The organism is Methylotenera sp. E1MeOHC1 (assembly GCF_058745595.1).
Map to the genome: position 1 here is coordinate 2,099,675 of NZ_CP196025.1, position 21,407 is coordinate 2,121,081.

Sequence of the window (21,407 nt, forward strand, 5' to 3'; positions counted from 1 at the left end):
AAGATGATGTGCATCTTAAAGCGTGTATTTCACTAAAGGGTGCGCAGTTAATAAGCGATAAACATCATCAAGCTGGGCTTGTGAAACCACATCAACCGAGCAGGTCAGGCTAATGTATTTGCCGTTAGTGCTAGCGCGCATTTCCACATGCTCAGCACTAAAGCTAGGCACGATGGTTTGAATCAGGCCAATTATCGTCGTCGCGAATATGTCTTGCGTTTCGCCCATCACTTTGATGGGAAAGCTGCATGGGAACTCGATAAGTGGCGGTGTGGTTTGCGGGTCAATATCGGTCATCGTGATCACTTACTGCATCAGTAGTTTAATAGAGTCCCAGGCACGGCCGAACAAGCCTGCAGTCGCGACTGATCTGTCCGCTACTAATGGGCGCTCGCTAATGGTTCTGCCATTTAATACAAATTTAACTTGCCCAATCACCTGACCTTTTTTGATAGGGGCGATCAGTGGCTGAGTGCTTGAAGCAATGGCTTTTACGTTGGCATACTCACCTTTAGGCAATGTGAGGTACAGGTCATTGGCAGTGGTGGAGTTAATCTCATTCACTTCACCTTTCCAAACTTTAAGCTTGCTCACAGGTTTATTTTGTTTGTATACCAAGGTTGAGTCAAAGAACTGAAAACCGTAGTTTAGTAATTTTTGGCTTTCTGTTGCGCGCGCTGTGTCGGTCGGCGCACCTAGTATGACTGAGATATAACGCGTATTGTCGCGTTTTGCGGTTGAAATTAAGCAATAACCTGCAGATTCAGTATGGCCGGTTTTCATGCCGTCCACATTAGGGTCTAGCCATAATAGGCGGTTGCGGTTAGGCTGCTTGATATTGTTGTACGCATACTCCTTCACAGAGTATAAGCGTTTGTATTCTTCTGGAAAGTCACGAATCAGCGCGATTGCCAGGGTTGCTAGGTCTTCTGCGGTAGTATAGTGCTGAGGGTCTGGCAGGCCGGTAGCGTTCATGTAGTGGGTGTTCTTCATGCCTAGGCGCTCTGCCTCTTTGTTCATCATTTGTGCAAATAATGGCTCAGAGCTTGCAATGCCTTCTGCGAGGGTAATCGACGCATCATTACCTGACACAATAATCATGCCGTGTAATAGCTCATCAACCGTCGCTGGTTTGTTTGGCTCAATAAACATTTTTGAACCTTCTGTTTTCCAAGCATGCTCACTAACTGGTAGCGTTTGGCTGAGTTGCAGGTGGCCATTTTTAACTGCTTTAAATGCCAAATACGCGGTCATGATTTTGGTGAGAGAAGCTGGCTCCACGCGCATGCTGGCATTGTTTTGTGCGATAACGTAGCCGTTGTTAAAGTCTTTAAGCAAATATGCTTTAACCGCTAAGCTTGGCGGCGGTGCAATTTGGGCTGCACCGGCATGAGCCAAGCTGGTAAACGATGCGGCAACTAGGGTAATTGCTAGTGTAGATACGCTAATAATGCGGGTGAGAACGTGTTTTTTGATGGTATGCATGAGATTCAATGTGTAGCTTTACTGATTGGTAACAATTGCGGAAATGTTGAGTTGATTACGTACTTTGTTTGCATGGATGTCAGCCTCTTTTTTGTTAGCAAAAGGGCCTAATCTAACGCGGTGTAAACCATTATTATACACGTTAGTCACAGCGGCATCGCCTGCAAGGTCAAGGTCAAGAATTTTCTTTTGTAACAGTTCACCGTTTGCCTCATGTTTGAAGGCACCAGCTTGCACGTAGTAACTAGAAGTGCGTATTTCGTTGTTGCTGACGGCTGATTCTGAAACCAACGGACTAGCTGTAATACTTGGGCTATTTTGCTCCGGGGTTGGAGTGGTGTTTATATTGGTTAGTTCCGCCTTTGCAACGGTAATGTTTGCAGTATTCCTTAAAGCTTCTGGGCTGGTGTCAATTGCGGTGACCTCAACCTTGCCGCTACCGTTAGCAACTAGACCTAATTTATAGGCTGCCGCGTAGGATAGGTCAATTAATCGGTCATGTTTGAATGGACCGCGGTCATTGACTCGCACAATCACAGCCTTGCCATTGGCTGGGTTGACGACTTTAACAAAGCTAGGAATCGGTAAAGTTGTGTGAGCGGCAGACATGCCATACATATCGTAAACTTCACCGCTGGAGGTTTTTCTGCCGTGATAGCGTTTGCCGTACCATGAGGCGACACCTTGTTTGCTATAAGGTGCATAGCTGGTCATTGGCACGTATTTTTGACCTAAAGCTTGATAAGGCTTGTTGCTGCTGACCAGTGGCTTTTCGGTTTTAAGCTGCGCATCCGGGATGCTGTCAAAATCAATAGAGGTGTTGTCACCGGGACCATCATCAAGGTAATAGCCGCCACCCTTGCTCGAGCCATTGGACTGTTTGGCCGCAGTGTTCTTTGCGTTGCTTGATTCTGGTTTGGTGTTAGATGTACCGGCACAGGCAGTTAATAACGCCATGCATAAAATGATGAAGCTCTTTTGGAAAATAGCCATTAAATTTCTCCTCTGTCATGCAAACAGCTAGGTTGCAACGAGTTTTTTATGGGTGTGTATACTCATCAAAATACCAAACCCCAGATACAGGGTCACCAATGAGGTGCCGCCGTAGCTAATGAGGGGTAATGGTACACCAACTACCGGTAAAATGCCGCTTACCATGCCCATGTTGACGAACGCATACGAGAAAAAGTTAAGCGTGATACTGCCTGCTAATAACCTGGAAAAAGTGTTTTGCGCCTGCGAGGCAATCACCAAGCCGCGCGCGATAATTAAGCTAAATAAAGTAAGCAATAGCATATTGCCTAAAAAGCCAAACTCCTCGCTGAATACTGCAAAGATAAAATCGGTGGTGCGTTCGGGTAAAAAGTCTAACTGTGTTTGTGTGCCATTAAGCCAGCCCTTGCCTGCGCTGCCGCCAGAGCCAATCGCAATAATGGCCTGAATGGTATGGTAGCCCGCACCTAATGGATCTTGGGTGGGGTCAAACAATATCTCAATCCGCTTTCTTTGGTAATCATGTAATAACGACCAAAACACAGGCATTAAAGCTAGCAACGAGGCTGATGCCACTAATAAAAAGCGCCAGCTTAAGCCAGCAAGAAATAACACATAGAAACCGGAGGACGCGATTAATAAAGACGTGCCTAAGTCCGGCTGCTTCATAATCAGTGCTACAGGAAAGGCTAGCAGCAGGCTACCAATCACAAAATTACTGGCACTGGATTTACCCTCCCTGCTGGCAAAATACCAGGCGAGCATCATCGGTACCGCAATACGCATCAGCTCCGATGGCTGTATTTGCATAAAGCCTAAATTTAACCATCTACGCGCACCGTGGCTAATGGTGCCAAATAGCGCAACGGCAATTAGCAACAACATGCCTAGGATATATAGCGGCCGTGCAGCACGCTCTAGATTCAGTGGTGAAATATTGGCCGCTAGCCACATGGCGCCAAGAGCGGCTAACACGTTGAAACCTTGCGCATAAATACGCGAAATGTCTTGGCCTGATGCGCTGTATAAGACGAAAAGACTTAATAACAGTGCGAAAAATAGACAAGCCATCAGGAATGAATCGAAGTGCTTGAATAGAAAGTGAAATAATTTACTAATCATGAGGCTCTTCTTCTGGAATGGTTGCGGTGCCAGTAGCACTTGCTGGCACAGGGGCAGCTACTGCCGATGGCTCAATGGCTGGCATTTTTCCTAGTAAATAATAATCCATGACTTTTCTTGCGATTGGCCCTGCGGTGGAGCCGCCATGGCGGCCATTTTCTACAATGACGGCTACGGCAATGGTGGGGTCTTCGGCGGGCGCAAATGCAATAAACAAGGCATGATCAAGGTGGCGCTCGTTCATGCCATGCTCGTTGTATTTTTCGTTTTGCTTAATGCCAATCACTTGTGCGGTACCCGTTTTTGCCGCGATGGAATAAGGTGCATTTGCGCCCACGCTTGCCGCAGTGCCGCCTGGCAACGTGACGTCTACCATGCCGCGTTTCACAATCGCCATATTTTCAGGGTTCAGCTCAATACGGTCTTGCACTATGGTGGGGATATCCATTTGCTTGCCGGTTAAGCCATTCTGGATCTTAGTGACTAAATGCGGCTTCATGGCTACACCGTTGTTAGCCAGAATTGCAGTCGCCTGTGCCAGTTGCAGCGGTGTGACCAAAGTGTAGCCTTGGCCAATGCCGACAATCACGGTTTCACCAGGGTACCAGGGCTGTTTGTAGCGACGTTTTTTCCACTCAGGTGTAGGCAGTAGTCCGCCAATTTCGCCCTTGATATCTAAGTCGGACTTTCTGCCAAATCCAAAGTGGCTGACAAACGATGTGAGCCTCTCAATACCCAGCTCCATGGCTAGGCCATAGAAGAACGTATCACAAGATACGGTAATCGCTTTTTGCATATCCACCATGCCATGCCCGCTTGGCTTCCAATCTCGGTAGCGGTGGCTGCTGCCAGCTAGCGTGAAAAAGCCGCCATCCTGAATGGCAAATGGCGGGTTACGCTTCCCGGCCTCGAGACCAGCCAATGCCACAAATGGCTTGAAGGTAGAGCCCGGTGGATAAATGCCGCGCAGAGGTCGGTTAATTAAAGGTTTATCTAAAGACTCGTTGAGTAATTTCCAGTTCTCGCTATCAATACCATCCACAAATAGATTGGGGTTGAACGTAGGCTGGCTGACATAAGTCAACACCTCGCCTGTTTTAGGATTGATGGCAACCAGTGCACCGCGCCTCTCGCCGAATGCAGTTTCTGCAATTTCCTGTAGCTTGCTGTCTGCTGATAAAATCAGATTGTCACCAGGGATAGGTGCGTTGCTAGATAGCACCCGCACGGCGTGGCCGTCAGCGTCAATCTCAACTTGCTGAAATCCGGTCACGCCATGCAGTTGTTGTTCATAAAACTGCTCTAGCCCACTTTTGCCGATATGATCTGAGCCTTTGTAGTTGGAGTAGACCCCATCGTTTTTCAGGTTTTCAATGTCTTTATCGTTAATGCGCCCAATATAGCCCACCATGTGTGAGCCCAGCTTACCCAAGGGGTAATGTCTGAACAGGCGTGATTTAATTTCAACGCCAGGAAAGCGGAAGTGATTCACCGCAAATTTGGCGGCTTCAATTTCATTGAGATGGGTGCGGATTGGCGCACTCTCAAAGCTATGACTTTGCTCTCTAAATTTTTTAAAGCGCTTTTTATCCTGTGTGCTTACTTCAATCAACTGCCCTAGTTCGGCAATCGTGTTGTCGAGATTTTTTACTTTAGACGGCGTGATTTCTAAGGTGTAGACAAAAAAGTTATGTGCAAGCACAACGCCATTTTTATCTAAAATCAAACCCCGATTAGGGATAGTAGGCACTAGTGAAATGCGGTTATTTTCTGCCAGTGTTTGATAGTGGTCGTAATGCAGAATCTGCAGATAGTAAAAGCGGAACGCGAGTAGCGTAAATAAGCTGAGTACAATTAAGCCGGCTACACCTAGGCGTAACCTGAAATAATACTGCTCATGAATGTAGTTTTTGAGTTCAGCAACCATACTTACATCACTTGCTACGGGAAGGTCTGCTGGTGTTTAAGCCAAGCGCAACGGCTGCCTGCCACAAGATGACGCCAGTAACGCTGGGCAGAAAGTACGTCCAGCCCAATACATCGTTACCGGAAAATATTTTAACGGTGAGTAAGGTGAGTTGTGAAATGATCAGTAGTAACAATACATAAACTAACTGTTGCGTGTTGCTAAATAACACGAGGCGGCGCTGGTAGATAACGGCTACAAACGTGGTAACGGTGTAAGCCAGTGCATATTGGCCAAAGACACCGCCAGTTGCCAGATCTACCCATAAGCCAATAAACCACGCGGTGCCGATGTTGCATTTATTGGGGGCGCGCAGAATCCAAAAAATGATGACCAAGAGCACAAAATCTGGGCGTAACTTAAGTGCAGTGCCAGACCAAGGCAATAGTACGCATATAAATGCAACTAACAGCGAAAAGTAGATGGTTTGTAACTTAGTCTTGTGCATGGGGTTTGTTGGCGGTGCTAGGTTCTGTGACTACAGCCGGTGTCGGGTTGGCTGGTTTTTTATTTTGATTTATATCTGCAGTGGCTGGCACTGGCGCCGCGGGTGTTTTGTTGACTGGTACTTTACTTGCCGATACCTGAGCCGCATCGGGCTTGGTAGGTGCAGTTGTTTTGGCTGTGGTGTCAGCATTGCCTGTTTGATAGCTAGCTTCGCTACCGTTGGCAGGGTTGTCAGGCTGCGAGATACTGACAATCAGCACCTGCTTATGATTTTCAATGCCACCAGTAGGCACACATACGATTCTTGCAAATGGAGAGTCTGCGCTGGTTTGAATATCTGTCACGGTTGCGACAGCCAGCCCCTTAGGGTAAACGCCGTCAATGCCAGAGGTAATCAGTTTGTCGCCGGGTTTGATATCTACGTTTGCGGGTAGAAACGGTAAGTCCAAGGTGTTATCACGGCCATGCCCAAAGGCAATGGCACGCAAGCCATTCCGCTCAATCTGGATAGGAATAGTGAGTGATTTGTCCGTAATCAGCGTCACTTCACTACTGGCTGGGTAGGTCCGAGTCACTTGGCCAATTACCCCTTTGGCATCGACCACTGCTGCACCATCAACCACTTGCTGGTTACTGCCACGATTAACGATGATTTTCTTGGTAAAGGGGTCACGCCCTACGTGCAGAATTTCGCCTAACTGGCTAAATTCTTCCAGTGATTGATTGGCTGCCAATAGCTCGCGCAGATTAGTGTTTTCCAGTGTTAGTGCTTTCATCTTTTGCAGAGAAATTGCCTGTATCAGCGCTTGCTTTCTCAGAAACTGATTTTCATTGAGTAAGCGGTGATGCGTAGAAAAATACTCATTTGTTGAGTCATAGAGCATGGAGGGTGCATTTGCAATTAGTTGCAAAGGCTGTAATACCACCATTAAGTGTTCACGTACGCTGCCTAAATATTGCAGGCGTGAATCTGTTGCCATGAGCGCAAGTGAAAGCGCGGAGAAAAAGGCTAGACGTGCCAGTGGGCTAGGGCCGCGCGCAAAAAAAGCTGGGGCTTGCTGTTGATCCAGATTTTGATGATAACCGGCCATTGTGGGTACGTTCTAGTTCCAAACTTTAATGCTGTTAATTAAGACATAGGCCGTAATCATACGGCCTATTTTGTGCTGCAAGTAAATCAAAGACTAAACTTAAGTGAAAGTAAGCGGGCGGTCATTGCCTTAGCTGCTTTCACCAAGTTGAGTGTTTTAGGGGCTATTGGTTACTCGTAAGCAAATATGCTACCTAGTCTATCCATTTCCTCTAGTGCGCGACCACAGCCGCGTGCCACGCAGGTGAGTGGGTCTTCTGCCACAATCACTGGCAAACCGGTTTCCTCAATCAATAGACGGTCTAGATCGCGTAATAACGCGCCACCGCCAGTGAGTACCATGCCTTTTTCTGCAATGTCTGCGCCTAGTTCTGGTGGTGTTTGCTCCAGTGCTGATTTTACGGCACCTACGATTGCATTGAGTGGTTCGGTCAATGCTTCAAGAATCTCATTACTTGAAATGGTGAATTTGCGTGGCAAGCCTTCTGCAAGGTTGCGGCCAGTTACTTCCATTTCTAGCACGGTTGAGCCTGGGAATGCAGAGCCGATTTTTTTCTTAATCGCTTCAGCAGTCGGTTCTGAGATTTGCATACCGTAGTTGCGGCGAATGTAATCAATAATCGCTTGGTCAAATTTATCACCGCCTACGCGTTCTGATTTGGCATATACGATGCCGCCAAGTGAGATAACGCCTACTTCTGTGGTGCCGCCGCCGATATCCACCACCATAGAGCCGGTGGCTTCTGATACTGGCATGTCTGCACCGATGGCAGCAGCCATTGGCTCTTCAATTAAGAATACTTGTTTGGCACCAGCGCGCTCTGCAGATTCTTTAATCGCACGGCGTTCAACTTGGGTAGAGCCAACCGGCACGCAGATAATAATGCGCGGGCTTGGTGCAAACCAGCGTGAGTCATGTACGCGGCGAATAAAGTATTTGAGCATTTGCTCGGTGATGGTGAAGTCTGCAATCACGCCGTCTTTCATTGGGCGAATGGCTTGAATATTGGCAGGCGCTCGACCGAGCATGCCTTTTGCCTCAGCACCAACGGCGAGAAGGATTTTTTTGCCATTAGGGCCGCCCTCTAAGCGAATCGCTACCACGGATGGCTCATCTAGCACGATGCCTTTGCCGCGAGAGTAAATAAGGGTGTTTGCTGTGCCTAAGTCGATGGCAAGGTCGTTTGAAAAGTAACTGCTTATAGTGCCGAACATTGTGTTTTTCCTGTGGTGTGGTGCTTGTTTAATACTGCTTGCGTGGTTAATCCCTAGTTAATCGTAGATGACGCGATTAAGGTGCACGTAAAATCAGGTTATAATACCGTATATCTTGTTGAAAATTAAGATGCATTATAAAAATTAAGATGCACTTGGGATAATTTTGCGCAAGTCGAGCCAGAGTAATGGCTGTCGAGTTGCTTGCGTGTTCCTTGAATTTACAAACAATAGATTAAAAAGGTAGGTTTGCTGCAAACTTATCAAATTTCAACTAATCATTTCGGATTGTTAGAAGTATGGCACTGAGTACTGAAGATATTAAAAAAATAGCGCATCTTGCCCGTGTCGAAGTGAGTGATAGCGATGCTGCGGCAACCCTGTCAAAATTGACCGGTATTTTGGGTCTGATTGAGCAAATGCAGGCGGTAAATACCGACGGCATTGTGCCAATGTCACATTCGCAAGATGTGGTGCAGCGCTTACGTGATGACGTGGTCACTAAAACCAATCAGCGTGAGGCATTCCAAAAAATTTCGCCAGCGCTTGGCAATGGCTCAACAGAGCCTGCTGTGGATAGCGGTCTGTATCTTGTCCCTAAAGTAATCGAGTAATCGCAATATGATCAACAGTAGCTTAAAAACATTAGCCCAAATGTTGGCTAAAAAAGAAATTTCTAGCGTAGAGCTGACGCAAACTTTTCTGAACCGAATTGATACGCTTAACCCAACCATCAATGCTTACATCGCATTAGACCAAGATAAAACCCTAGCGCAGGCTAAGGCGGCAGATGTGCGCATTGCGGCTGGTAATGTCACACCGTTGACTGGTATCCCGATCGCGCAAAAAGATATTTTCTGTGCCCAAGGCTGGAAAACCACTTGTGGTTCGAAAATGTTGGAAAATTTTATCGCACCATACGATGCGCATGTGATTACACAGTTTGATCAGGCGGGTGCGGTGAACTTGGGTAAAACCAATATGGATGAATTTGCCATGGGTTCATCTAACGAAACCAGCTACTTTGGTGGCGTGAAAAACCCTTGGGATTTTAGTCGCGTACCGGGCGGCAGTAGTGGCGGTAGTGCGGCGGCAGTGGCTGCGCGCTTATGTGCTGCGGCAACGGGTACAGATACTGGCGGCTCAATTCGCCAGCCAGCTTCACTGTGTGGGTTTACTGGATTAAAACCGACTTACGGTGTGGTTTCACGTTACGGCATGATTGCCTTTGCCTCTAGCTTGGATCAAGCCGGGCCAATGGCTAAGTCTGCTGAAGACTGTGCGTTGATGATGAATGTGATGGCTGGCTTTGACGAACGTGATTCAACCAGTTTGAATCGTGACAAAGAAGATTACACCCGCGAGCTTTACAATTCAAATCCAAATAAGCCGCTGCAAGGTTTAAAAATCGGCCTACCAAAAGAGTTTTTTGCAGACGGCTTGGATGCGGGCGTTGCAAAAGTCATTGAAGACGCGATTGCTGAGTACAAGAAACTAGGCGCTGAGATTGTAGACATTTCACTGCCAAATACCGGTTTGTCTATCCCAGTTTACTACGTATTAGCGCCAGCTGAGGCATCTAGCAACTTGTCACGTTATGACGGTGTGCGTTATGGTCACCGTGCGTCAGAATATACTGATTTGATGGATATGTACTGTAAGAGCCGTGCTGAGGGTTTTGGTGCAGAGGTTAAGCGTCGTATTTTAATCGGTACCTATGTGCTAAGCGCAGGTTACTACGATGCGTATTACCTGAAAGCACAGCAGATTCGCCGTTTAATCGCGCAAGACTTTGAAGAAGCTTTCAAAAAATGTGATGTGATTATGGGGCCAGCGGCGCCATCTACAGCATTTAAAGCGGGTGAGAAGGTAGATGATCCGGTAGCGATGTATTTACAAGACATCTACACTATCTCAACCAACTTGGCTGGCTTGCCTGGCATGAGCGTGCCCGCTGGTTTTAGTACCAGTGCCGATGGTAAGGCGTTGCCAGTAGGCTTGCAGATTATTGGTAATTATTTTGATGAGGCACGTATGTTGAACGTTGCACATCAGTATCAACAAGTGACAGATTGGCATGCTCAAGCACCAAACTTGGATAAGCCAGAAGGAAACGCATAATGGAATGGGAAGTCGTGATTGGGTTGGAAACGCATACCCAGCTAAGAACAAATACTAAAATTTTCTCAGGTGCTTCAACCACTTATGGTGCAGAGCCAAACACACAGGCTTGCGAGGTGAGTATTGCCTTGCCTGGCGTGTTACCGGTGCTGAATAAAGAAGCAGTGAATTGCGCGATTAAGTTTGGCTTAGCCGTGCACGCTGAAATTGCACCACGCTCAGTATTTGCGCGTAAAAACTATTTCTACCCAGATTTACCTAAAGGCTACCAAATCAGCCAGTACGAGCTACCGGTTGTGGGTAAAGGTGCGGTGGCGATACAAGTGCCAGCGGTTGGTAAAAATGCCGCGTATGAAAAAGTGATTAACATCACGCGTGCGCATTTGGAAGAAGATGCCGGTAAGTCTGTGCATGGTGCAGTAGAAGGCATGAGTGGAATTGACCTTAACCGTGCGGGTACGCCGTTGCTAGAGATTGTGACTGAGCCAGATATGCGCTCAGCGGCAGAGGCCGTGGCATATGCGAAAAAGCTACATGAACTAGTGCAGTGGATTGGCATCTGCGATGGCAATATGCAAGAAGGTAGTTTCAGATGTGACGTTAACGTATCGGTTCGACCAAAAGGCACTGAGAAATTAGGCACACGTCGTGAAATTAAGAACTTGAATTCATTCAAGTTCATGCAGCAAGCGATTGAGTACGAAACACGCTGGCAGATTGAAACGCTGGAAGATGGCGGCACGATTCAGCAAGCGACCGTGTTGTTTAACCCAGATACGGGTGAAACGCGCGCGATGCGCAGCAAAGAAGAAGCGAACGACTATCGTTACTTCCCGGATCCTGACTTATTGCCGTTAGAAATTACCGAAGCTGATAAAGCGCGCGTACAAGCTGAAATGCCAGAGTTACCAGAAGCGATGAAAGCCAGGTTTGAAAGCCAATTTGCTTTAACTAGCTATGATGCCGCTAGCTTAACGGCAAACCGCGCACTTGCAGATTATTTTGTTGCGGTAGTGAATGCCGGTGCGGAAGCTAAACCTGCTGCTAACTGGGTCATGGGTGCGATTTCTGCCAAACTGAATGCAGAAGAAAAAACCTTGGCTGCATCACCAGTGACTGCAGAGAGCTTGGCTGCTTTGATTAAGCGCATCACAGATAACACTATTTCCAATAACGCGGCTAAACAGGTGTTTGAAGCGATGTGGAATGGCGAGGGTGATGTTGACGCTATTATTGAAGCCAAGGGTCTGAAACAAGTTTCTGACACTGGGGCGATTGAAGCGATTATTGATGAAGTGTTGGCGGCCAACGCCGCAATGGTAGAAGAGTTTAAAGCAGGCAAAGAAAAGGCATTTAATGCTTTGGTGGGCCAAGCAATGAAAGCTTCAAAAGGTAAGGCTAACCCTGCACAAGTGAATGAAGTACTGAAAAGCAAACTAGGCGCTTAATATTGCTTAGGTGATTGCTTTGTCGTGCCAATAATAAAAAATCCTGCGGTTAACTGCCGTAGGATTTTTTATTTATAGATTAATGCGTGAGCGCAGCTGTGTGAGTGGGTGTTTACTATCTATCGTATTGCCGATTTATTGCGCTTGCTTGCCTGACTCACTTTTGAGCTGGGTATAGCGTTTTTTATCCTCTTCAAAACGCTTGCGAGTGTCGCTAATCGCTGTATTTTTGTCGGCGATATTTTTATCTAAACGGCTGATTTGAGCTTGTTCATCTGCAATGTCAGCTTTGAGGTCTTTGGGGACGGCTTTCTTTTTTTGCTCAAAGCTGGCTGCCATAGATTTTTTGGTATCAAGGCTTTTTTGATGAGTTGCCTGGTCTTGTTTTAAGTTATCTAGGGCAATTTTATCCAATTGAATATTACGCTCTAACGCTAAATCAATTTCATTTACATTGGTAAATGCGCCCAATAGCGCTTTATCTTTTTTGGATTGTTCAGATTTCGCTTGCTCTATTTTATTCAGTTCGTCGGCATTGTCTTTGGTTGGCATGTTGTGCTTCACCGTAATGCCTTGGCGGTTGATGAGTGAGTTTTCACGGTTGGTGTACTGGCTAGGCATGTTGTCGCCGTAGTGCGTGGTGCCGTTCTCATCTTTCCACTTCAAAATCTTTCCGCCACCTTCTGCTTTCGCATATTGTGCTGTACATAACAGTAAGCCTAAGCCTAGTGTAAACATGCTGTACATCACAAATTGACGGATAGATTGTGTGGCCACATGCGCTGGTTGGCTAGGTAGCGGTCTTAACAATTTTTGCATTTTGTCTTCAATAACCTTTCCAGTGGCCACATTTAACGCAGGTTTAATTAACCACGATACTAAATGACGCCATATTTTTGTCGATATGCCTCAACCGCATGCAAATTCTGCGCCATCTCGGTTTTGTCATTTAAATAGGCTAAAAGATCGTTTAAGTTGGCAATTGCACACACTGGTATTTTGTTGCTGTTGATGACTTCCTGCACTGCTGAAAGCTCGCTTAGGCCTTTCTCTTGCCTGTCAATGGCAATGGCTACGCCGCAAGCAGTGGCGCCGCTGGCATTGATAAGCTCAACAGATTCACGCACTGAGGTGCCTGCCGAAATCACATCGTCGATGATGAGAACCCGACCCTTGAGTGGGCTACCCACAATCACGCCGCCTTCGCCATGGTCTTTGGCCTCTTTGCGGTTGTAGGCGTAAGGTACATTGTGACCATCTTTGGCAAGTGCAATGGCAATACTTGCCGCTAATGTAATACCTTTGTAAGCTGGTCCAAACAGCATGTCGAACTCAATACCTGAGTTTTTAATGGCTTGTGCATAAAACTCACCAAGCTTCATCAGGCTTTCGCCATCGTTAAATAAACCAGCATTAAAGAAGTATGGGCTTAATCGGCCGGCTTTGGTTTTAAATTCACCAAATTTTAAAACCTCTTTTTGAATCGCAAATGCGATAAAATCTTGCCTGAATTGATCGAGTGGTTGGGTCATGATAGTTTCTGTTAATTATTTTGGAATGAAGTTTTGAAGATTATATCGTTAAATTTAAATGGCATTCGTTCTGCAACCAACAAAGGTTTGTATGCGTGGTTAAAAATACAAGATGCGGATGTCATCTGCATGCAGGAGGTCAAGGCGCAAGCTGGCGATATGACTGATCAAATGCTGAATCCAGAAGGCTATTATGGCTATTTCCATTATGCGGAAAAAAAAGGCTATAGCGGCGTTGGCATTTATTCGAAAACTAAAGCGGATAGCGTGATTGAGGGTTTGGGCATTGCCGATATTGATAGTGAGGGGCGTTATCTTGAGGCCAGATTTGGCAATCTGAGTGTGGTGTCGCTGTACTTGCCTTCAGGCTCGAGTGGAGAAGAGCGTCAAGCCTTTAAGTTTAGCGTGATGGAGCGCTTTATGCCGCAATTGCAGGCGCTAGTGCAAAGTGGACGCGACGTAGTAATTTGCGGCGACTGGAATATTGCACACAAAGAGGCTGACCTGAAAAACTGGAAAGGTAACCGTAAGAACTCAGGCTTCCTGCCTGAAGAGCGCGCATGGCTGACTCAGTTGTTTGATGAAATGGGCTGGGTAGACGTTTACCGCACATTACATCCAGACACCACGGATGCTTGTTACACATGGTGGAGTAACCGTGGTCAGGCATGGGCGAATAATGTAGGTTGGCGTATTGATTACCAAATTGCGACGCCAGCTTTAGCTGCCAAAGCTTTATCAACCAGCGTGTATAAAGATGAGCGCTTTAGTGACCATGCGCCTTTAATCATAGACTATGCTTAAGGTCGCACGGATTAACTGAGCGAGCGGGATGAAGTGCGAGGCGCACGGAGCGGAGAAACCGAGATAGTATGCGTTATACAGTGGGGTTATGAGCACCGCGCAATGAAGTAATTCGCAGGCGTAGCCAGTTAATGCGTGCTTACTCAGGTGTTGGCTTGAAGCTCTTTCGCGGTCTCATGCCAAGGCGCAATTTTCAGCAGTAATAGCATGCCAGGGATGGCAATAATAAAGCAGAGCATGAAGAAGTCGCGCCAGCCCATGCTCTCTACCATATAGCCGGTTGCGGCATTGGCAAATGTGCGCGGCACGGCAGCCAAGCTGGTGAACAGTGCAAATTGGGTGGCGGTGTAAAGCGGGTGTGTGGTTTTGGCGATATAGGCAACAAATGCCGCGGTGCCCAGCCCTACCCCCAGCGCCTCTACTCCGATCACCATGCCTAACCATAGCAAGCGCTCTTGCAGGCTGAAGCTAGCGCCAAATACATCCAATTCAAAAATGGCATTGAATGCGGTGGGATTGCTCGCTACGTCTGCCAGCCATGCAAAGCCTAAGATAGCCAGCATTTGTACTGCACCAAAAATCCATAATGATTTATTGATGCCTAGTCTGATCATCCATAACCCGCCGATTAAGCCACCTAGTACGCTGGGCCATAGCCCTGCATTTTTGGCGATTAAGCCAATTTCGGTTTTGCTGTAACCCATGTCTAGATAAAACGGCGTGGCAAGTGCAGTGGTCATGCTGTCGCCAAGTTTATACAGGAAGATAAATGCCAGGATAAACAATGCTGACTTTAAGCCGTTGCGCTCAATAAACTCTTTAAATGGTTCCACAATCGCGGCGCGCAAGGTTTTGGGTGCGCCATACTTTAGCGCTGGTTCAGTCACCAGTAGTGTCATGGCTAGTCCTGGCAGCATAAATAGTGCGGTAATGGTGAATACGCTGCTCCATGGCAGATGGTCTGCAAGGATCAGTGACAATGAGCCTGGTACTAAGCCTGCAATTTTGTAAGCATTTACGTGCACGGCGTTGCCTAAGCCTAGCTCTGCATCTATTAATAGCTCGCGGCGGTAGGCATCTAGCACGATGTCCTGACATGCGCTAAAAAAGGCGACAACGGTGGCTAGGTAAGCAATGCTCCATATATCAAACTTGGGGTTAAAGGCACCAAATGCGGGAATCGATAGCAGCAATAATACCTGCCAGACTACCAGCCAGCCACGGCGGCGCCCTAGCGGCGGCGTGAAGCGATCGAACAGCGGTGCCCATAAAAATTTCCAGGTAAAGGGCAGGCTGATTAATGCAAACAAGCCTATCGATTTGAGGTCTACACCTTCAGAGCGCAGCCATGCGGGCAGTAGGCTAATTAAAATAAATAGCGGTAGCCCCGAGCTAAAACCGGTGAATACGCAGATGAGCATTTTTTTGCTCATAAGCGATTGGCGAATGGTTGGCTGCGCGATGGTTTGCACCGACATTACTTGGACTTAAGGCGGTACATGGCAAGGCTACCCAGCAAGTTGGGCATGAAGTTCACTTCTTTGCCATCGGTAATGACGCGGCGCTCTAGGATCTCAATATTGTGATGATGGCAGAAGTAATCAAAGTCGTTAATCGTACATAAGTGCACGTTAGGCGTGTCGTACCATTGGTACGGCAGTGCTTTGGAGACAGGCATGCGCCCTGCTGTTATTTGCATGCGGTTACGCCAATAGCCAAAGTTAGGGAATGTCACGATGATTTCTTTACCTACGCGCAGCATTTCCAGCACAATTTCTTCTGTATTGTGCATGGCTTGCAGGGTTTGCGAGAGTATCACGGTGTTAAATGACTGGTCTTCAAAGCCGGATAAGCCGTCTTCCAAGTCCATCTGGATCACATTGGTGCCATTTTTAACGCAGGCGATGAGGTTGGTGTCATCTTTTTCTACGCCGTAACCTTTGATTTCTAATGCGCCACGTAAAAATTGTAATAATTCACCGTCGCCGCAACCTAAATCAAGTACTTTACTACCAAACTTTACCCAATTTGCGATAATCGCAAAATCTTGACGGTATTCAGTGACATTTTTTGTAATATTTACATTATTTTGCATGGTTGCCACCAACTTCAATGTTGCTTAAATAAGTACGCAAAATAGCGTGGTAATGTTTATCCGGCATTAAGAATGCATCATGGCCGTGGGCGGCAGTGACTTCTGCATAGCTGACTGTACTTTCGTTATCGAGCAGCGCTTTTACAATTTCGCGTGAGCGCGCAGGTGAGAAGCGCCAGTCGCTGGTGAATGACAACACCAAGAACTTGGCTTGGGTCTGGCTGAGCGCTTTGCTTAGGTCGCCATCGTTGGCCAGCGCTGGGTCGTAGTAGTCTAACGCCCTTGTCATGCGTAAGTAAGTATTCGCATCAAACTCGCCTGCAAACTTATCGCCTTGATAACGTAAGTAGGACTCCATTTCAAACTCAACATTAAAACCGTATTTAATGTCGTCTTTCAGTTTGCGGCCAAATTTTTCACCCATCGCGTCATCGCTTAAATAGGTGATGTGGCCTAACATGCGTGCAATGCGCAAGCCACGGCGTGGTACCACGCCATGCTCGTAGTAGTCACCGCCATGAAACTCAGGGTCAGTAATAATGGCCTGACGTGCGACTTCGTTAAACGCGATGTTTTGCGCGGTAAGGTTAGGTGCAGAGGCAATCACTAAGGCGTGACGTACGCGGTCCGGGTACGCAATGGTCCATTGCAGTGCTTGCATGCCGCCAAGGCTGCCGCCTATGACTGCTGCTAGCTGCGTAATGCCAAGTTGGTTCAACAAACGCGCTTGTGAGTTTACCCAGTCTTCAACGGTAACGATGGGGAAAGCTGAGCCCCATGGTTTGCCAGTTGCAGGGTTGATGCTCACAGGGCCAGAGCTGCCATGGCAGCCGCCTAAATTGTTAACGCCAATCACAAAAAACTTATTGGTATCTAGCGGTTTTCCGGGGCCTACTAAGTTATCCCACCAGCCGGGGTATTTGTCTTGTTCCGAATACTTGCCTGCCACATGGTGCGTACCTGATAGCGCATGGCAAATCAGCACCGCGTTGGACTTATCGGCATTTAAGGTGCCGTAGGTTTCGTAAATAAGATTAAATTGCGCGAGCACTGCGCCGCTTTTAAGGGTGAGCGGCTCGCTAAAGTGTGCGGTTTGTGGGGCAACAATGCCGATAGAGTTATTTTCAGACATAGTTTGATTATACTATGCCGGACTGCAAAAGTTTATGTTGCTAATGCGCTATGTGCCGATGTGTATAAATTTTTGTTGCGTCAGGTCATGGCGATGCCATAGCCCATTCTTAAACGATTCAATCAGCTGGCGCGCACGCCCTGCTACCATGCCGTTAAACCCAGGGTGGTCTTGGTCAAGATAATCGGTCAAGCCGGTGAAGGATGCCATTTCTTCACGTGTCACATGTTCGTAGCTCATGGTCCATTCAGTAAAGCTACGCTGGGTGATGGGCTCTCTAATCAGTTTCACCACGTGGTGGTTGCGTTTGTCTAGGCAGATTTTCTCGTATAAGGCATCTACAGTGTGCTCCTCACCTTCCAGCACTTGAAAAAAGCAGTCATCCATATACAGCAGCATGCCGGTGATGCCGTGGCGCTGGTTGCAACTTCGCGCTGAATCCAGCAACGACAGCAGCTCGTCGTGCGTCATTGGGTGTGTTGCAACGCTGGTATAGGCTAGCAAGATAAGCCGATCAGACATAGAGTTAGTGCGCCTTGATGATGTGTGTTGCTTACCGTTTCAGACATTCACTTAGCGTATTTGTTCAGCGCCGATGTGCTTAAGTGGGCGTTTGGTTGACGGTGGGTTGCTTGAGTGTGCTGTTATTGGTTTTCTACAGTTTTTTATCTGTAAGGCTTTTAGTCCCAGTGAGTGCTTACTATTAGTGGGTTTTTACCTATGGTGACGCGGTCGTTGCCGCCTAGATCTTGGATGGTTTTAATTTCGATCAAGCCGTTTTCTGTCATTAAGTCTGCTACTAACTCTGCTTGGTTGTAGCCGTGTTCTAGCATCAGCCAGCCTTGTGGTAGTAAGTGTATTAAGCTGTGCGCGATAATTTCACGGATATCATCTAGGCCGTCCGCGCCGGAGGCGAGCGCAGAGATTGGCTCAAATCTCAAATCTCCCTGAGATAGGTGCGGGTCATGTTGTTCAATATAAGGTGGATTGCTAACAACCAGGTTAAATCGATCGCCCTCTACCGCTGAAAACCAGTGGCTTAAAGTGAAGCGTACGTGCGCTAAGCCTAATTGCTTAGCGTTGTGTTCAGCAATGCGCAGCGCGGCCTTTGATGCATCAATTGCCATTACCTGTGCCTGTGGGCGATGTTTGGCAATTGCCAGCGCTACGGCGCCAGTGCCAGTGCCTAAATCCAGAATCGAACAGCTCGTATCTGCAGGCGTTTTTTCTAACGCGGCCTCTACCAGAGTCTCCGTATCAGGCCTTGGAATCAGTGTGTCCGGCGTAACCGTGAGATTTAACCCGTAAAACTCACGGTAGCCTAAGATATACGCTACCGGCTCGCCTAGCAGGCGGCGCGTCAGCAGCGCTTCAAAGTCTGCGATTGCCTTGCTGGGCAGCATATCGAGCTCGTGCGCGAGTAGCCACGCACGGTTTACGTTGAGTGTATTTTGCAGCAGGAGTTGCGCCTCAAACTTTGCATCACTAGCTACTAGCACTAATTGCTGAATCAGGCGCTGTTGAGCTGCTACCCATGTGCTACGAACAGTTTGCGTCAATTAACTATCGTCACCTAGGCTGGCGAGCAAGTCTGCTTGATGCTCAGCCGCTAGTGCACCAATCAGTTCGTCCATGTCGCCTTCGGTGATGGCATCAATTTTGTACAAAGTAAGATTGATGCGGTGATCGGTAATACGGCCTTGCGGGTAGTTGTAAGTGCGAATGCGTTCTGAGCGGTCGCCGCTGCCAATCAAACTTTTACGCTCGCTGGCGATTTTGCTTTGCTGCTCATCCACTTGCTTGGCTTTAATGCGCGCGGCAAGTACGGCAAAGGCTTGTGCCTTGTTAGCGTGCTGGCTACGGCCTTCCTGGCACTCCACCACAATGCCGGTAGGCGCGTGGGTTAAGCGCACGGCAGAATCGGTTTTGTTAATGTGCTGACCGCCCGCACCGCTAGCGCGGAAGGTGTCGATACGCACATCTGCCGGGTTGATAACCACATCAGAAACTTCATCCGCTTCCGGCAATATCGCCACTGTACAAGCGCTGGTATGAATGCGGCCCTGTGTTTCAGTGTCCGGCACGCGTTGCACACGGTGACCGCCACTTTCAAATTTTAATTTTGAATATGCGCCATAGCCTTCAATTTTGGCGATGATTTCTTTGTAGCCGCCCATCTCGCCCTCGTTGGCTGACATCACTTCTACTTTCCAGCCTTGGCGCTCTGCGTAGCGAGAGTACATGCGATATAAATCGCCGGCAAACAAGCCAGACTCATCACCGCCGGTGCCAGCGCGAATCTCCAGAAAGATGTTTTTGTCATCGTTCGGGTCTTTAGGCAGTAGCAAGGTTTGTAGCGCAGTTTCAATCGCTTCTAACTTTGCTTTGCCGGTTTCAATTTCTTCCTGCGCAAATGCTTTCATCTCAGGGTCGTTCAACATGGTTTGTGCTTCGTTGATGTCGGCCTCTGCCTGCTCAAATGCACGGTACTGTTCTACGATAGGGGTGATTTCTGCATGTTCGCGCGTTAATTTGCGATAGTTGTCCATGTTGTCAGTGATGCCCTCACTGCTCATTAAACGGTCAATTTCATCTAGGCGCTCGCTTAAGTTGGCGAGCTTGGTAATCATGCTTGGTTTCATTGTTTATTTCTCAAGTAATACGGCTTAACTTTTAATTTGATATATGTCTTTTAGAATCTCTTCTAGTTTGGTGTGTTCGTCACCATGCGTTTTGTTTAGGGCATGGCTAGGCGCATGCAGAAACTTGTTGGTGAGCGCTAGGCTTAATGCTTCTAGCGCCTTTTCCGGCGCTTCGCCTTTTTGCAGCAGTTTGTAGGCTTTGTCTAGCTCGGCCTTGCGCATATGTTCGGCTTGGTCGCGCAGTGCTTTAATGGTGGGGACGGCATCGCGCTTTTTAAACCACTGCATAAAGTTTTCAACGCGCGTTTCTACAATCATTTCGGCTTCAACAGCGGCAGTCTGTCTGTTTTCTATACCGTCAGATACCACCTGCTCTAAATCATCCACCGTATATAAGAAAACGTCATCTAATTCAGCCACTTCGGGTTCAATGTCGCGTGGCACTGCTAAGTCGACCATGAAAATCGGGCGGTGGCGGCGCGTCTTGATTGCACTTTCCACCATGCCGAGGCCAATGATGGGCAAGGTGCTGCCGGTAGAGGTGATAACGATATCAAAATTGGCAAAATGTGCAGGTAAATCATTGAGCAGCATGGCTTCACCATTGATTTTTTGCGCCAAATTAGAGCCGCGCTCAATGGTGCGGTTGGCAATGGTCATGCTTTTTGGTTTTTGTGCGGCAAAGTGGTCGGCGCAGAGTTCTATCATTTCCCCGGCGCCAATAAACAACACTTTTTGTTCGCTGATATCACCAAAAATACGCTGCGACAGTTTTACTGCAGCGGCCGCCATTGAAATTGAGTTGGCGCCGATGTCGGTGTTGGTGCGGACCTCTTTCGCCACTTCAAAGGTGCGTTGGAACAGTTTGTGTAACAAGGTGCCTAATGTGCCTGCATCTTGTGCGATTTTTACCGATTGCTTAAATTGGCCTAAAATCTGTGGCTCGCCCAATACCATGCTGTCCAAGCCTGACGCTACGCGGAACGCATGTTTTACAGCTTCGTCGTCAGGTAGTGTGTATATATAGGGGGCGATCGCTGTTGGTTCGATTTTATGATATTGCGATAGCCAAGCCAGCGCTTTTTGCGGGTTGTCCGTACTGCAATACAGTTCGGTGCGGTTACAGGTGGACAAAATAGCCGCCTCCGAAGCGTCGTGCATGGTCAGTTCGCGCAGGGCGCTGCCAAGATGTTCGCTGTTAAAAGCGACATGCTCACGGATTTGGATGGGGGCGGTTGTGTGGTTCACGCCTATAACATATAACTGCATAAGTGTAATTTTGAGGGATTGGCCTATGTTAAGCAAGAAGCATCAT

The 21,407-nt window shown here is 47.6% G+C and carries 21 protein-coding genes; 4 read left to right on the forward strand and 17 right to left on the reverse strand.

Annotation, left to right across the window (positions count from 1 at the left end; genetic code table 11):
- Positions 1 to 15: 15 nt before the first annotated feature.
- The 8 genes from ACSSU7_RS09845 to ACSSU7_RS09880 form a co-directional block, all read right to left on the reverse strand.
- Positions 16 to 297, reverse strand: a complete 282-nt coding sequence (locus ACSSU7_RS09845) for an HP0495 family protein (protein WP_492516310.1) — start codon at positions 295 to 297, stop codon at positions 16 to 18.
- A 9-nt stretch (positions 298 to 306) separates the two neighbouring features.
- On the reverse strand, positions 307 to 1,485 hold the full coding sequence (locus ACSSU7_RS09850; protein WP_492516311.1) for a D-alanyl-D-alanine carboxypeptidase family protein: 1,179 nt from the start codon (positions 1,483 to 1,485) through the stop codon (positions 307 to 309).
- An 18-nt stretch (positions 1,486 to 1,503) separates the two neighbouring features.
- Positions 1,504 to 2,478, reverse strand: a complete 975-nt coding sequence (locus ACSSU7_RS09855; RefSeq protein ID WP_492516312.1) for a septal ring lytic transglycosylase RlpA family protein — start codon at positions 2,476 to 2,478, stop codon at positions 1,504 to 1,506.
- Between the two features lie 27 nt (positions 2,479 to 2,505).
- Positions 2,506 to 3,600, reverse strand: coding sequence for a rod shape-determining protein RodA (gene rodA, locus ACSSU7_RS09860; protein ID WP_492516313.1), 1,095 nt, complete (start codon positions 3,598 to 3,600; stop codon positions 2,506 to 2,508).
- Positions 3,593 to 5,527: a penicillin-binding protein 2 gene (gene mrdA / locus ACSSU7_RS09865; RefSeq protein ID WP_492516314.1), complete on the reverse strand. Its 1,935-nt coding sequence runs from the start codon at positions 5,525 to 5,527 to the stop codon at positions 3,593 to 3,595. Before mrdA ends, rodA begins: the two co-directional genes overlap by 8 nt.
- A 7-nt stretch (positions 5,528 to 5,534) precedes the next feature.
- The gene (gene mreD, locus ACSSU7_RS09870; protein ID WP_492516315.1) at positions 5,535 to 6,014 is read right to left on the reverse strand and encodes a rod shape-determining protein MreD; all 480 of its coding nucleotides are present in this window, start codon (positions 6,012 to 6,014) and stop codon (positions 5,535 to 5,537) included.
- Positions 6,001 to 7,104: a rod shape-determining protein MreC gene (gene mreC / locus ACSSU7_RS09875; protein WP_492516316.1), complete on the reverse strand. Its 1,104-nt coding sequence runs from the start codon at positions 7,102 to 7,104 to the stop codon at positions 6,001 to 6,003. The genes mreD and mreC overlap by 14 nt, the downstream gene beginning before the upstream one ends.
- A gap of 170 nt (positions 7,105 to 7,274) precedes the next feature.
- Complete coding sequence (locus ACSSU7_RS09880) at positions 7,275 to 8,318, reverse strand: rod shape-determining protein (RefSeq protein WP_135276658.1); 1,044 nt, start codon at positions 8,316 to 8,318, stop codon at positions 7,275 to 7,277.
- Between the two features lie 299 nt (positions 8,319 to 8,617).
- Here ACSSU7_RS09880 and gatC point away from each other — a divergent pair, with 299 nt between their 5' ends.
- From gatC to gatB, 3 genes are read left to right on the forward strand one after another with little or no spacing between them, the layout of a single operon-like run.
- Positions 8,618 to 8,932 carry an Asp-tRNA(Asn)/Glu-tRNA(Gln) amidotransferase subunit GatC gene (gene gatC, locus ACSSU7_RS09885; RefSeq protein WP_492516317.1) on the forward strand — a complete coding sequence of 105 codons (315 nt, stop codon included), beginning with the start codon at positions 8,618 to 8,620 and terminating at the stop codon, positions 8,930 to 8,932.
- A gap of 7 nt (positions 8,933 to 8,939) precedes the next feature.
- Complete coding sequence (gene gatA / locus ACSSU7_RS09890) at positions 8,940 to 10,439, forward strand: Asp-tRNA(Asn)/Glu-tRNA(Gln) amidotransferase subunit GatA (RefSeq protein ID WP_492516318.1); 1,500 nt, start codon at positions 8,940 to 8,942, stop codon at positions 10,437 to 10,439.
- The gene (gene gatB, locus ACSSU7_RS09895) at positions 10,439 to 11,887 is read left to right on the forward strand and encodes an Asp-tRNA(Asn)/Glu-tRNA(Gln) amidotransferase subunit GatB (RefSeq protein WP_492516319.1); all 1,449 of its coding nucleotides are present in this window, start codon (positions 10,439 to 10,441) and stop codon (positions 11,885 to 11,887) included. Before gatA ends, gatB begins: the two co-directional genes overlap by 1 nt.
- A gap of 135 nt (positions 11,888 to 12,022) precedes the next feature.
- On the opposite strand, the gene ACSSU7_RS09900 is transcribed toward gatB, so the two are convergent.
- Entirely contained in the window at positions 12,023 to 12,706 is a 684-nt protein-coding gene (locus ACSSU7_RS09900; protein WP_492516320.1) for a DUF4124 domain-containing protein, read from the reverse strand.
- Between the two features lie 59 nt (positions 12,707 to 12,765).
- The gene (gene pyrE, locus ACSSU7_RS09905; RefSeq protein ID WP_492516321.1) at positions 12,766 to 13,419 is read right to left on the reverse strand and encodes an orotate phosphoribosyltransferase; all 654 of its coding nucleotides are present in this window, start codon (positions 13,417 to 13,419) and stop codon (positions 12,766 to 12,768) included.
- Between the two features lie 33 nt (positions 13,420 to 13,452).
- Here pyrE and ACSSU7_RS09910 point away from each other — a divergent pair, with 33 nt between their 5' ends.
- Entirely contained in the window at positions 13,453 to 14,223 is a 771-nt protein-coding gene (locus ACSSU7_RS09910; protein WP_492516322.1) for an exodeoxyribonuclease III, read from the forward strand.
- Positions 14,224 to 14,366: 143 nt separating this feature from the next.
- On the opposite strand, the gene ACSSU7_RS09915 is transcribed toward ACSSU7_RS09910, so the two are convergent.
- From ACSSU7_RS09915 to hemA, 7 genes are all read right to left on the reverse strand, one after another.
- A complete protein-coding gene (locus tag ACSSU7_RS09915; RefSeq protein WP_492516323.1) occupies positions 14,367 to 15,701 on the reverse strand; it encodes an AmpG family muropeptide MFS transporter in 1,335 nt (444 codons plus the stop codon).
- Positions 15,701 to 16,318 (reverse strand): methionine biosynthesis protein MetW, encoded by a 618-nt coding sequence (gene metW / locus ACSSU7_RS09920; protein ID WP_492516324.1) that lies wholly within the window; start codon positions 16,316 to 16,318, stop codon positions 15,701 to 15,703. Before metW ends, ACSSU7_RS09915 begins: the two co-directional genes overlap by 1 nt.
- On the reverse strand, positions 16,308 to 17,450 hold the full coding sequence (gene metX / locus ACSSU7_RS09925) for a homoserine O-succinyltransferase MetX (RefSeq protein ID WP_492516325.1): 1,143 nt from the start codon (positions 17,448 to 17,450) through the stop codon (positions 16,308 to 16,310). The genes metW and metX overlap by 11 nt, the downstream gene beginning before the upstream one ends.
- A 48-nt stretch (positions 17,451 to 17,498) precedes the next feature.
- Positions 17,499 to 17,972: a BLUF domain-containing protein gene (locus ACSSU7_RS09930; RefSeq protein ID WP_492516326.1), complete on the reverse strand. Its 474-nt coding sequence runs from the start codon at positions 17,970 to 17,972 to the stop codon at positions 17,499 to 17,501.
- Between the two features lie 158 nt (positions 17,973 to 18,130).
- On the reverse strand, positions 18,131 to 19,009 hold the full coding sequence (gene prmC / locus ACSSU7_RS09935; protein ID WP_492516327.1) for a peptide chain release factor N(5)-glutamine methyltransferase: 879 nt from the start codon (positions 19,007 to 19,009) through the stop codon (positions 18,131 to 18,133).
- On the reverse strand, positions 19,010 to 20,092 hold the full coding sequence (prfA, locus tag ACSSU7_RS09940) for a peptide chain release factor 1 (RefSeq protein WP_492516328.1): 1,083 nt from the start codon (positions 20,090 to 20,092) through the stop codon (positions 19,010 to 19,012). It lies immediately after the preceding gene.
- A gap of 24 nt (positions 20,093 to 20,116) precedes the next feature.
- Positions 20,117 to 21,361 (reverse strand): glutamyl-tRNA reductase, encoded by a 1,245-nt coding sequence (gene hemA / locus ACSSU7_RS09945; protein WP_492516329.1) that lies wholly within the window; start codon positions 21,359 to 21,361, stop codon positions 20,117 to 20,119.
- Positions 21,362 to 21,407 lie beyond the last annotated feature (46 nt).